The sequence below is a fragment of the Aeromonas sp. 604176 genome (assembly GCF_049170755.1).
Taxonomy (GTDB): Bacteria; Pseudomonadota; Gammaproteobacteria; order Enterobacterales; family Aeromonadaceae; genus Aeromonas; species Aeromonas veronii_A.
Genome location: NZ_JAAKNE010000001.1, coordinates 1 through 12753 on the forward strand (window position 1 = coordinate 1; position 12753 = coordinate 12753).

At 59.9% G+C, this 12753-nt stretch carries 12 protein-coding genes; 3 read left to right on the forward strand and 9 right to left on the reverse strand.

Annotated features, from left to right (window positions below):
* Both G5358_RS00005 and G5358_RS00010 read left to right on the forward strand, forming a co-directional pair.
* A partial coding sequence (locus tag G5358_RS00005) for an efflux RND transporter permease subunit (protein ID WP_421323375.1) occupies nucleotides 1-172 on the forward strand: 172 nt, incomplete at its 5' end.
* Nucleotides 173-230: 58 nt separating this feature from the next.
* Entirely contained in the window at nucleotides 231-584 is a 354-nt protein-coding gene (locus G5358_RS00010) for a copper-binding protein (RefSeq protein ID WP_045527612.1), read from the forward strand.
* A 118-nt stretch (nucleotides 585-702) separates the two neighbouring features.
* On the opposite strand, the gene G5358_RS00015 is transcribed toward G5358_RS00010, so the two are convergent.
* The 7 genes from G5358_RS00015 to G5358_RS00045 form a co-directional block, all read right to left on the reverse strand.
* Complete coding sequence (locus tag G5358_RS00015) at nucleotides 703-1491, reverse strand: hypothetical protein (protein WP_421323348.1); 789 nt, start codon at nucleotides 1489-1491, stop codon at nucleotides 703-705.
* A gap of 280 nt (nucleotides 1492-1771) precedes the next feature.
* A complete protein-coding gene (locus tag G5358_RS00020) occupies nucleotides 1772-2689 on the reverse strand; it encodes an ABC transporter substrate-binding protein (protein ID WP_421323376.1) in 918 nt (305 codons plus the stop codon).
* 83 nt (nucleotides 2690-2772) lie between these two features.
* Nucleotides 2773-3576 carry an ABC transporter ATP-binding protein gene (locus tag G5358_RS00025; protein WP_100645522.1) on the reverse strand — a complete coding sequence of 268 codons (804 nt, stop codon included), beginning with the start codon at nucleotides 3574-3576 and terminating at the stop codon, nucleotides 2773-2775.
* The gene (locus tag G5358_RS00030) at nucleotides 3576-4613 is read right to left on the reverse strand and encodes a FecCD family ABC transporter permease (protein ID WP_100645521.1); all 1038 of its coding nucleotides are present in this window, start codon (nucleotides 4611-4613) and stop codon (nucleotides 3576-3578) included. The genes G5358_RS00025 and G5358_RS00030 overlap by 1 nt, the downstream gene beginning before the upstream one ends.
* 7 nt (nucleotides 4614-4620) lie before the next feature.
* Nucleotides 4621-5637: a FecCD family ABC transporter permease gene (locus tag G5358_RS00035; RefSeq protein WP_421221399.1), complete on the reverse strand. Its 1017-nt coding sequence runs from the start codon at nucleotides 5635-5637 to the stop codon at nucleotides 4621-4623.
* A 109-nt stretch (nucleotides 5638-5746) separates the two neighbouring features.
* A complete protein-coding gene (locus G5358_RS00040) occupies nucleotides 5747-7714 on the reverse strand; it encodes a TonB-dependent receptor domain-containing protein (RefSeq protein WP_421323377.1) in 1968 nt (655 codons plus the stop codon).
* Between the two features lie 278 nt (nucleotides 7715-7992).
* A complete protein-coding gene (locus G5358_RS00045; protein WP_421323349.1) occupies nucleotides 7993-8796 on the reverse strand; it encodes a siderophore-interacting protein in 804 nt (267 codons plus the stop codon).
* Nucleotides 8797-9108: 312 nt separating this feature from the next.
* Here G5358_RS00045 and G5358_RS00050 point away from each other — a divergent pair, with 312 nt between their 5' ends.
* Complete coding sequence (locus G5358_RS00050; protein ID WP_216954328.1) at nucleotides 9109-10626, forward strand: HD domain-containing phosphohydrolase; 1518 nt, start codon at nucleotides 9109-9111, stop codon at nucleotides 10624-10626.
* 100 nt (nucleotides 10627-10726) lie between these two features.
* Here G5358_RS00050 and G5358_RS00055 read toward each other — a convergent pair whose 3' ends face one another.
* Both G5358_RS00055 and dnaQ read right to left on the reverse strand, forming a co-directional pair.
* On the reverse strand, nucleotides 10727-11998 hold the full coding sequence (locus tag G5358_RS00055; RefSeq protein WP_421323350.1) for a TIGR03503 family protein: 1272 nt from the start codon (nucleotides 11996-11998) through the stop codon (nucleotides 10727-10729).
* On the reverse strand, nucleotides 11995-12729 hold the full coding sequence (gene dnaQ / locus G5358_RS00060) for a DNA polymerase III subunit epsilon (protein ID WP_047439188.1): 735 nt from the start codon (nucleotides 12727-12729) through the stop codon (nucleotides 11995-11997). Before dnaQ ends, G5358_RS00055 begins: the two co-directional genes overlap by 4 nt.
* Nucleotides 12730-12753: the final 24 nt, after the last annotated feature.

Here is a 12753-nt window from a genome sequence, read left to right on the forward strand (position 1 = left end):
GCCCATCATGTGGAGCCACGGCACCGGCTCAGAGGTGATGCAGCGCATCGCCGCCCCCATGATCGGCGGCATGGTGAGCGCACTGGTGCTGACCCTCTTGGTGCTGCCCGCCGCCTACTACCTGTGGCGCAGCCGGCACCTGAGCACGACCGAGCACCACCCCGCCGGCTAACCCGGTGACAGCACCCTTTTTGACAACCAAGAATCTGAATCAACGACGAGGAAACACCATGAACTACAAGACGCTGACCCTGACCCTGCTGCTTGGCCTTGCCACCCACACCGGCCTGCAGGCCGAGGAGATGATGAACCATGCCGGCCACGACATGGGCCAGATGAGCCAGATGGAAGGCATGAACGAGATGGCGATGACCCAGGGGGTCATCAGCCGCATCGACGCGGCCAACGGCAAGGTTGGTATCAAGCACGAGGCGATCGACAACCTCAAGATGCCGGCGATGACCATGGTCTTTCGGGTGGCCGATCCGGCCCTGCTCCAGGATCTGAAGGTGGGGGATGCTGTGCGCTTTCACGCCGAGAACCCGGCCGGCAAGCTCACCGTGACCGCCATCCAGAAACAGTAAGCAGAGTCATTTCAATAAAAGACGGCGGGATCATCCCGCCGTTTTCTTTTACTGCGCTATCTACTGCACCATCCGCTACTGCACTATTCGCTACTGCACTATCCGCCGAGCGGCGTCCTCAGCCGTTCGGATAAGCCTGAGCGATATTCGCCTGAGCTATCCCGAGCAACTGAACAGACATGTCCTGCAATACATAGAGGTCGCGGCGACGGGTCCAGGGTTGATCGGATTGCTCGTCATACCAGACGGGCAGTTCGATCCCCTCCGGGGCATGGCTCGCCACCTTGCGGGTACGGCAGGTGATGATGCAGCGTTTGACGTGGTCGCGGTGACCGATGACGGCCGCCGTGCCGAGGGCGGCGGCCTCTCCCCCTGCATAATCCCTGACGATGGCCTCCACCACCCCGTCCGTGCTGAGGTAGACCAGCTTGCCCTCATCATCCCAGTAAGGCTCGATGGAGATGACATCCCGGGCCGGGATGTCGGGATAGCGGGCCGAGTCGAGGAAGCGGGCGATCTCCCACTGCACGTACATGGGCACCGGCTTTTGCCGATAGAGAGCAGCGCAGCAGGCGGCCAGCGCCTCGTTCATGGGGCCGGGCTCGGCCAGTTCATCCGGGTTGCCCGAGGCGTTGGGGCGGTTGCCGAAGGCAAAGGCGATGACGCAGTGGGCCTGGTCGATGGCGACCCGGGACGGGGTCATGTTGAAGCAGGCCTCCTCGATGAAGGGGGCCAGCTGGCGGGCCGTCTGCTCGTCGTGCAGCTCGGCGCTCAGCCGGTCGGTCAGGGTGGTGCGAAAATCCGCCGCACTCCCCTGGCTGTCATTGCTGCTGTTGCAGCCGGTGAGGGTGGCGACCAGGGGGGTACTCAACAGCCCCAGGGTGACTCTACGTCGACTCTCGTTCATTTAGATTCCTCTTTGGTAGCAAGCACTTAACGGGAACAAGCAGCAATTAACCCTTGACCCAATAAACGCTCATACCATACGGAAAAACGGGGGCGACAAAAGCCATACCGCGAGGCTCGTACCCAGAACGTGCAGCAATTCACACATTAATCAATAAACGAAAGCACTCTTTTGCGAATGAGCCAATAAAAGAAATTAACATCCACATTAATGAACCACTGATAGATACTCTATCTGTGGTTCATTCGCACAGATTTCATCCCTCAGATAACGCGCTCGTTCAGCTGCGGGTTGCCAGCAACTGCTCCACATCCTCGATCACCTTAAGGGCCGCCTGCGGGCCGCCGCTGGAGGTCCAGAGCGACCCGTCAACGGCGCCAAAGCGCTTGGCCTTGATCACCGGCAGTTGCTGGAACGCCGGGGTCTGCTCCGCCTGTCGCATGGCATCCACCGCATCACCGCTGGCGCTCAGAGTGCCGACCACCAGCCAGTCAGCATCCAGCAGGTTGAGGGACTCCAGACTGAGCGCCGGTGAGTGGGGTGCGCCAGTCCCCTGCTGCTTGCTTGGGCGTACCAGCCCCATCGACTCCACTACGCTGCTGGCAAAGGTGCCCTGATACATAAAGCTCGGCCCCTTGGGGTTCCAGCGCACTATGCTGATGCTCTCCCCCTGATGCTTGGCCAGCTTGCTGCGGGCCTGAGTCAACCGCTCGGCATACTGCAGCAAGAAAGTATCCCCTTGCTGGTCGCGGTTGAGGGTGTGAGCGGTGCGGCGAAAGCTATCCTGCCACGGTTCACCCCACTTGCTGGTCACCACGGTCGGCGCGATCTCCCCCAGCAAGGTCAGCAGCTCGGGACGGGTCTGGCCGGTCAGGATAAGGTCGGGCTCCAGCGCAATCAGCGACTCCAGATTGGGGCTGTCGAGATCGCCGATCACCTGGATACCCATGCCCGCCTCGTTCAGCAAATAGCGGGGCAAGGTGGGTTGACCACGGCCATTGACGGCGCCGATGGGGGTCAGCCCCAGGGTCAGGGTGCTGTCGAGTTCGAGCTCGCTCAGCACCACCACCCGCATTGGCTGGGCTGGCACCTGCACCTTCTGGCCAAACGCATCGGTCACTTCACGCATCTCCTGCGCCTGAACCTGCGGCGCGGCCAGCATCAGGATGGCTGCTGCCAGGGCGGCAAAACGCTTCATCATTTCACTCCTTCTCGTTACACGGCCCGGATAATCGGCCGCGTGAATACACTCGGTGGGCCCACAGAGCAGGCCCATATGACTCAACTCGCCGAACGCAGGGCACGGCCATGTTCGTGGCGACGGGGCACGATAATGGGCGCCCCGTCGCCGGGGGCATGCAGAATGTCGACGCTGGTCTGGTAGAGCCGGTCGATCAAGGACTTGGTCACCACCTCCCGGGCCGGGCCCATGGCGGCAATGGTCCCCTCGCCGATGGCGATCAGCTCGTCACAGTAGCGGGCCGCCATCGCCAGATCGTGGATCACCAGCAGCACGGTTTTGCCCTCGGCGGTGATGCGATGGATCGCCTCCATCACCTCGGTCTGGTGACCGATATCGAGGGCGCTGGTGGGCTCGTCGAGCAGCACCATGTCGCTGTCCTGCGCCAGGATCATCGCCAGCCACGCCCGCTGTGCCTGCCCGCCGGAGAGGGACGCAGCGCTCTGCTGCCAGATCCCCTCAAGCTGCATTCGCTCGCAGGCAATACGCACCATGCGGGCATCCTCCTCACCCCACTGATTGAACCAGCCCTGATGAGGGTGACGGCCATACTGCACCAGCTGCTCCACCAGAATGCCGGCAGGCAGGGTGGGCCGCTGGGGCAGATAGGCGAGCTCCCGCGCCAGCCCCTTCATGGGGTAGCTGGCAAGCGGCTTGCCTTTGAGCAGGATCTCGCCGCGTTGGGCTTTCATCTGGCCAGATAGCAGCTTGAGCAGGGTCGATTTGCCGCAGCCGTTGGGGCCGACGATCCCCACCAGCTTGCCCCTCGGCACGCTGAAGGAGATGTCCCGCAGGATGGGAGTCTGCTGATAGGCGAAGTGGAGGCGATTTACGGTGAGCGTCATCAGTCAGCCCTCTGGCGATCGTTAACGAGAAGAAACAGCAGCAACAGGCCACCGAGAATGCGGGTCATGATACCGGTCGCCACCTCGTGGGGGCTGGCCAGCCCCCGAACCAGGGTATCACTGGCAAGCAGCAGCAGGGCGCCGCTGAGTGCCGCCAGCCAGAGCGGCACCACCCGGTCTTTTACCAGCCAGGAGGCAAGAATGGGGGCTGCCATGGCGATAAAGACCACGGGGCCGCCGATGGCGGTGCCGAGCGCCGCCACCAGAATGGCCTGGGCCAGAATGCCCAATTGCACCCGATCGCCGTTGACGCCAAGCCCTCTGGCCATCTCGGGGCCAAAGCGCAGCACCGCCAGCGAGCGGGAGAGATAGACGATCCACGGGCAGAGCAGCAGCAACAGGATGGCGATGGGGGTGATGGTGCTGTAACCCACGGCGATAAAGCTGCCCATATTCCACAAATAGAGGGAGCTCAGGTGCAGCAGGGCCTGAGTGGACATCACGAACTGGCCGAGCGCCTCGAACAGCTCGGAGAGGCCGATACCGATCACCACGAACAGATAGCCCTGCTCACCCGGTTTGCGGCAGAGGGCATAGAGCACCAGCGCCGCGAAGATGGCGCCGATGGGGGCCGCCCACCAGGGCCAGCTGCCCACGGTCAGATAGAGGGAGAAGATGATGATGGCCAGAGAGGCGCCGTTGTTGACCCCCACCATGTCGGGTGTGGCCAGCCGGTTGCGCACCAGCGTCTGCACCAGACAGCCTGAGAGCCCCATTGCGGCCCCCGCCACCACCACCCCAAGGATGCGCGGCAGCCGGATCTTGAACAGGGTGAGCTGCTCAAGCCGCGTCCCCTCCCCCATCAGGGTGTTGACCACCCCGGCAAAGCCGAGCTTGCCGCCGCCAACGCTCAGGGCCAGCAGAGCCAGGGCCAGCAACGCCACGGCCAGCAGAGCCAGCCCGCGCCAGCTTGGCAGATGGAGCAGCAAAGAGCGGTTGCCGGCCCGCAGGCAGAGCATATCGGTAGGTGTACGCATCAACCCCTCACTTGACGGTCAGCAGGGTACGAAAGCCCCCGCGATGAACAATGGCGATCAGCACAGGTGCGCCAATCAGGGCCAGAATAACCCCGTTGGGCAGCTCGAACGGCTGGATCAGCCAGCGCGCCAGAATGTCTGCCAACAGCAGAAACAGCATGCCGAACAGGGCGGAGAAACAGACCTGCACCGACAGCTTCACCGGCTCCACCAATCGGCCACAGTAGGCGGCCAGAAAGCCGACAAAGCCGATAGGGCCGGCGATGGCGATGGCACTGGCGGTAAACAGGGTGGCGGCCAGCAGCACGCCAATCCGCACCCGGTTGGGGCGGATCCCCAGCGCCTGGGCCTGACTGTCCCCCATCTGCATCAGGGTTAGCTGGCGACAGAGCAGCAGGGTGATGACAAACGCCGCCAACACGAAGGGCAGCACGGCAATGATGGCATCGAGATTGGCCGCCGACAGGGAGCCGAGGTTCCAGAAGCGGTACTGTTCCAGCACCATCTTGTTGGAGAGCAGCAGAAAGCTGGAGAGACCGCCGAAGGTGGCGGAGAGCGCCACCCCGACCAGAATGAGCTTCAGCGGGTTGGAGCGGCCAATCATCATGCCAAGCCCCAGCACAATCACGTTGCCGAGCAGCGCACCGAGTCCGGCCCAGAGCAGATAGCCGTAGGCGGACTCCACCCCGAACCAGGTGAGCCCCACCACCAGCGCAAAGACGGCCCCGGCGTTGACGCCGAGCAGGCCGGGCTCCGCCAGCGGATTGCGGGTCGCGCTCTGCAACAAGGAGGCAGCCAGAGATAAAGAGGCGCCGACCACCATGGCACAGAGGGTGCGCGGCAGTCGCAAGGTATTGAGCACCATGGCGAGCTTCTGGTCGCCAGCCCAGCGGGCATCCCCCATCAGGTAGCCGAGCACCTCGCGAGCACCATAGACACCCGCACCGGTGGCGAGCGAAAGAGAAAGCAGTACGAACAGGAGGAACAATCCCAGCCAGAACAGCGAGGTCTGGTCTCTAAACACCCTTTAACTCCTTATGATTGCAATGCCATCTTGTTGACACAAAAGCCGTCATCCGAGGTGATACCGTGGCAACAACGGAAGCCCGCCAGTGCGGGCTCCCGCTCAGCCATTACAGCTTGTAGGCCACACCGGCATAGACAGTGCGCCCGTCGAGGATCTGATCGGCCTCGGTGGCAACCCAGTCACGCTTGGTATTGGTCAGGTTGTTGAGCCCGAACTTCAGATCCAGTGCCCGAGTGGCGTTCCAGACTGCCCCGATATCCAGGGTGTGGAATCCGGCGGTGGTCTCATAGGTGGTGCCGCTCATGCGCGGAACCGGCAGGATCTGGCTGCCGGTGTAGTTCCAGCCGAGCTGGGTACTCAGGCTCTCGATGACCTGCCACTCCAGCTTGGCGTTGACGGTATGCTCCGGCGTCCGATAGAGATCCTTGCCGCTGGTCTTGTCCTCCCCGTCGATCAGGGTGACGTTGCTGGAGAGGGTCAGGGCATCGGTGATATCAAACCAGCCGCTCAGCTCCACCCCCTTGATGCGGGCCTTGCTGACGTTCTGATAGGTCATCACCGCCGGACGCCAGGTGGAGGTCCATGCCTCGCTCTGGATCTTGTCCTTGATATCGTTGTGGAAGGCGGTAACCCCGGCGCCCCAGAACGACCCATCATAGGCGGTGCCCAGCTCGTAGCTGACGGCGGTTTCCGGCTTCAGATCCGGGTTGCCCACCACAGCGCAGCGACCGCGACAGGCGGCTACGGCATAATCCGGGTTGGACTGGGCAATGGTCGGCGCCTTGAACGCCTTGCCAATGCCGCCCTTGACCACCCAGTTGTCCGTCAGGCTGTAGAGGGCATAACCGCGGGGGCTGAACTCGGTGCCATAGGTCTCGTGGTGATCGACCCGGCCACTCAGGGTCAACGCCAGATCGCCAAAGCCAAACTCATCCTGCAGATAGAGCGCGCTCTGATTGACGCTGACATCGTCCCCCTTGAGGTTGACGTTATGCTTGAGTTCGGTGATGCGGTACTCGGCACCACTCGTCAGCAGGTGGCTGCCCAGATTACCGCTCACCTGCCCATCGAAGGTGTGGTTGGTCTGGCTCACATCGCCGCTGCTCTTGCTCAGCGCCGTCATCAGCTCGGAGTCGTCAAACAGGTCAACCTGCTCGAACGCATAGCCGACCCGGCTGTCGAACTGCTCCCAACGGCCGACGTGAGTGGCATTGAGCCCCAGTCGCTCCATCTGCTGGATATTGCGCGGCGTCTGGCCGTAGTTGTTCCAGTGGGCCTCGCGATCGTCTTTGGCGTAGTTCATCCCTACATCCAGATCCTGACGATCATCGATCAACCATTTGACGTTGGAGAGGATCCCCAGCTTTTCACGCTGCTCGATGGCATCGGCCTTGGGGTTGATGCTCTGCTCGCTCAGCCAGGCGTCCCTGTGGTTCCCTTCCACCACCAGGTTGGCCAGCAGCTTGTTGTCGATCAGCGTCCCGCCCACATAGGCGCTCGCCTTGTTGATATCCCCGCCGTGACCGTCGGTGGGGTCGCTGAAGGTATAGGTGGCCGCCGCTTCGGTCTTCTCCCCGGGTTGGCGCAAGATGACATTGACCACCCCACCCAGCGCATCGGCACCGTAGAGGGAGGAGATAGGGCCACGGATCACTTCGATACGCTCGATGGCCGCCATGGGGATAGCGGAGAGATCGAAATCATTGCCATAACCGGAGGTAAGAGCATCGCGGGAGCTGATACGCCGGCCATTGACCAGCAACAGGGTGTAATCCCCCTCCAGCCCGCGCAACTTGATCTCGCTGCGGCCGTAGCTGGTAGCAGGGCTGATATTGACCCCCGGCAACTGTTTCAGAGCGCCGGTGAGGTCATTGACATTGAGTTTGTCGAGCTCGGCCCGAGTCACCACAGAGACGCTGGCCGGGGCGGTCAGCTCGCTGTGCCGGGTTTTACTCGCAGTCACCACCATGGTTTCATGAGCGGTGACAGGTGCAGTCCCTTGGGCCAGAACTGGCAGGGCAAAAAGGGACAACACCAGAGGATGCACTGCAAATCGTCGGGATGATGTACGCATCATCAACACTCCACATAAAACAACCAGGGCCAACACCACCGACATCCCTGTCTGACCTCGCCAGACCCGGTGCAAAGTGATGGAGTTCATTGGCATGAACAGTCGTCCATGCCCCATCACCCCGAACATCAGTGCATTACGGCAGGCCCTGCTTTGTGCTTTGCCACTCGCAGCCATCAAAAACAAAAGCGCCATACCGACTGACATCGGGACGGCGAAATACTAAATGCAAATCATTTTTATTTGCAAGAGTGAATCAGGTATTCTTTCGCATCCGCTTAATTATCCATCACATCGTGACGGGTCTGGTGATAGGCCTCTTCACTCTTGCCCCGGCGCCAGTACGGCACGGCGTAGAGCGACTGACGATCCACCTCGAGCACGGAACGAAAATGGCGGCGCAGCGGCAGCACCAGCGCCTCTTCCCCACCCAGCCAGAAGAAGCCGCCATCACGCACCAGCGGCAGAGCAATCACATGCTCCAGCAGGCCGCTAGACTCGGGCTCGCCGACAAACCAGTGACAGCTTACCCCGACCGGTAGCGTCAACGGCTGAGCATCGGCCTGATCCGGCACCAGAATCGCAATTTCCCCTCTGGCATCTGCAGGCATCACCTCACACATCGCCATGATGGCGGGCAAGGCGGTGAGATCCCCTACCAGGCAGTAGTGATCGGCCGGTTGCAGCATGGGGTTGGGACCACCCGGCCCGGAGAGGATCACCTTCTCTCCCGGCTTGGCATGGGTAGCAAAGGCGCTGGCGGGGCCACCGTCACCGTGCAGCACGAAGTCGATATCAATTTCCTGCTCATCACGGCGAAACGCGCGGATGGTGTAGGTGCGGATCACCGGCTTGTCAGCCGGGTCACTCCAGCGCGGGCCGCTCGGGGTCATTGCAGGCAGCACCGGCTCTACCTGATGGGGCTGGGCCAGCATCACCTTGATATGGGCCCCACCGCAGGTGAAGGGATAGTCAGCCAGTTCGCTGCCACCAAAGGTGATACGACGCAAATGGGGGGTGATCTGGGTAATGGCTTTGACAGTCAGCAGACGGGGACGATTGGGAGGCAGAGATGGGGACACAATGAGGCTCCTCGTTGAGTGTGTTGCCTATGCTACACACAAATGGGAATCACTATCAAATGCGATTATTTCTCGTCTACCCGGCTCAAACATCACTAATCACTACCATCAGCCCCCGAACAGAGAAACGGGCTTATGCACGCTAGTCCCATGATTGGACGAAGAAAGCAGCCGGACAACAACACTGTCACGCAGGGTTCCATTTGCCTATTTCGACCATAGTTTTTCGAGATCAAATTTTATTTCTCAATAAGTTTCCTATCCTTAGTGAAGCAGTTAATGTAAGCACAGGATGCCAAACAGGATTGTATGATGGATGACCAGATCCTGATTATTGATGATGACGAGCTCTCCCTCCCCGACGCGCAGCAAGCAGGCTGGAGGGTGATGATTGTTGACGATGAACCGGAAGTGCATCGCATCACCAAGATCACTTTAAACAAATTCGAGTTTGACAATCGTCCCATCGAGTTTCTGCATGCCTATTCGGCAGCAGAGGCAAAAAAATTGCTGGCCACCACCCCGGATGTTGCACTGCTGCTGCTGGACGTGGTGATGGAGGTCGATCACGCCGGTCTTGATGTCGTCAAATATGTCCGTGAAGAGCTGCAAAACAAGATGGTACGAATCGTGCTGCGTACCGGCCAACCCGGCCAAGCGCCGGAAGATGACGTGGTGACCAACTACGACATCAACGACTACAAGGATAAAACCGAGCTCACCTCCCAGAAGCTGCGCACCCTGCTGCGTGCCAGCCTGCGCTCCTATCGGGATATCCGCACCCTGGAAAGCAACCGGCAAGGGCTGGAAAAAGTCATCGAAGCCTCCAAGGGGATCTTTGAGAAACGGGCCCTGCGTCAGTTTGTCGAAGGCGCCCAAGAGCAGCTGAGCGCCCTGCTCCATCTGGGAGAGACCCAGATTTACGATGTAAAACAATATGCCTACGAAGTGAAGGATCAACTGCTGGAGCCCCTGCTGCCAGGTCATCCCCCGGTGCGGTTGACAGAGGCACCCGAGATACTGCGTCAGGCCATGACCCGGGGCTGCAATATCTACAACACCAACCAGATGGTGCTCTACTGCCAAAACCCGCGCCACCACCTGTTGTTTCATATCGAGACCACTCGCCAGCTCAGTCAGATCGATACCAGCCTGCTGACCCTGTTTACCGAAAACATCATAGTGGCGCTGGAAAATATCCGGCTCAACGAGGTGATCGCCGACAACCAGCGGGAGATCATCTATCGCATCGGCGAACTGGTCGAAACTCGCTCCAAGGAGTCAGGGTTACACGTCAAACGGGTCGCGCTCTACACCGAGCTTTTCTGCCATCTGCTGGGGATGAGCGAAGAGCAGAGCGAGCTGGTTAAACGGGCCTCACCACTGCACGACATTGGCAAGGTGGGTATTCCCGATGCCATTTTGCACAAACCGGGCAAGCTGACCCCGGAAGAGTGGGAGATCATGAAAACTCATGCCCAACTCGGTCAGGATATGCTCTCCGGCAGCGATCTGGCGTTGTTCCAGATTGGCGCCACCATAGCAGGCAATCACCATGAGAAGTGGAATGGCAGCGGTTATCCCCGCGGTTTGAAGGGGGCCGATATCCCACTGGAAGGACGGATCGTGGCACTGGCCGATGTGTTCGATGCCTTGGGTTCGGATCGCTGCTACAAGAAAGCGTGGCCGCTGGACAAGGTGCTGGCCCTGATTGAAGAGGAGAAGGGGCAGCATTTCGACCCCCAGCTGGTCGAGCTGATGATGGCCAATCTGGACAAGTTCCTCGAAATCCGCGAGCAGAACAAGGATGTCTATATCGGCGATCACTGATTGCTGCCAATCCCTTATCCTAAGGGTTCGAGCTAAAAAACCGCCCTGCTTATCGAGGGCGGTTTCTTCTCTCTGGTGTATCGTTTTTCCCGAGTCTGGGCTACTGCTCTGGCAAATTGAGATCCAGCTTGGCTGCCGGTTGGCCGTTTTGTTGATTTTCAGCCTGAGCTGCTGCTAGCGCACGTTTAAAAGCACGCCGTTTTTGCATCACCACAAAACCTGCGCCTCCCAGCAACACCAGTAGTACCCCACCCCCAACCAGAACCCAAAGTAGCCACCCCATTCCCTCTTCAGGCTGCTCTTCGGTAGACTCGGCGCTGGAGGCCTGAGCGGCTGCTGATGCCACCTCTGCGGGAGGCGGAGGGGGCGGAGGGGGCGGAAAGATATTGAAGGTTTTCACCGGCAACTCGATCTTCAGCTCGCGCCCCAGACGAGTGGTGCCATAAAGGGTCGCTTTCACCTCATGCTGACCGACCTCCTTGATGGCAGAGAGATCGATATCAAGCTTGGGCTCACTGGCCGTCTCGCTAAACTCGTAGAGGCCACCCACATTGCTGGTGACACTCCCCTTGATCGCGACAGAGGCCGGATCCAGTTCATCACGATCGATCAGCAGCGACAATTTGGCGCCCAGCTCTTCCGAAGGGGGTGTCAGGTTATAGCTGAACGGATAAGGATAGAGCAGCACATCCTGATAGCGGGCTCGGACAAACACCTGATTACCTGTGCTGAACATGGCGCGGTATTTGCCGGCGGGAATATCCTGTAGTGTCACTTCCGCCGTCATGATGCCGTCACCCGGCACTTCGTCCAGCCCCTTGCCATCATCGCGATAGTGGCCAAGTACTTGATCCAGCACGACCTCTTTCTTATCGGCATCGCTGAACGATTGCAGCTTGACGGTCATGCCAAGATCAGAGAGATAGTATTTATCTTTCGGCGGCTGACCATTGATCAGCAACCACGCCTTGAGCTTGACCACCTCCCCCTGATAGAGCTGCATCGGCAGGGCGGCGATATCGAGCCGGATATCGGAGAGAATGCGCACCCGGTTGTCGGGATCCACCTCGCCAATCGCCTGCCAGGGGCCCGGCATGGGATTGCGCAGGGTAATGAGATCATGCTCCGGCAGCGCCAGCCAACCCACATCTGCGGGTTTGACCTTGCCCACGTAAAGCTTGCTGCCATCGGGGCGAACCAGGATCACGGACGGGGTGCCCGGCTTGCGCTTGATAATGAAGGTGATCTCCTTCACGCCGTAATCGATGCGAAAGCGGTTATCAAGCAGCGGAATATCGGAAGGGGCAAATACCTCGGTCGCCGTCGCCCCCAGCGAGAGCAACAACAGCAGACCTGCACACCACTTGCTCATTGCCGCCACAAACAACTTCCTCCCTTCTTCTGTACCAGATCCAGTCTCGCTTCGTGCAGGGCCTGAACCTCGGCACTGGCACGCACCACCTTGAGGGCGGGTCGGTTGCTCTCCAACCGGCGAATGCTGGTGTCCTGATTGCTCTCGTTTTCGTTGCTCTCGGTAGCCAGATTGAGTTTGGTCTGGCCGCCGGTCATCAGCAGGTAGACGTCCGCCAGGATCTCCGCATCGAGCAAAGCCCCGTGCAGGGTACGGTGGGAGTTGTCGATACCGTAACGATCGCACAGCACATCCAGGTTGTTGCGCTTGCCGGGGAAGAGATCCCGCGCCATCGCCAGGGTATCTGTGATGGTGCAGATATCCGCCGTCTTGAAGTTGAGTCCGAGCTTGCTGAACTCATAGTCCATGAAGCTCACGTCAAACGGCGCGTTGTGGGCGATCAGTTCGGCGCCGCGGATGAACTCAAGGAATTCGTCGGCAATCTGGCTGAACGACGGTTTGTCACGCAGAAACTCGTCGGTGATACCGTGCACCTGGATCGCTTCCGGGTCGACCAGACGATCAGGCTTGATATAGACGTGATAGTGGTTACCGGTCAGCTTGCGGTTGATCACCTCCACACAGCCGATTTCGATAATGCGGTGCCCCAGATAGACAGGGCCGCCCGCCGTATTCATACCTGTGGTTTCGGTATCCAGAATGATCTGGCGATTCAGTTGGGGTGTGTTCATGATCCAATCTATGTCAAACTTCGG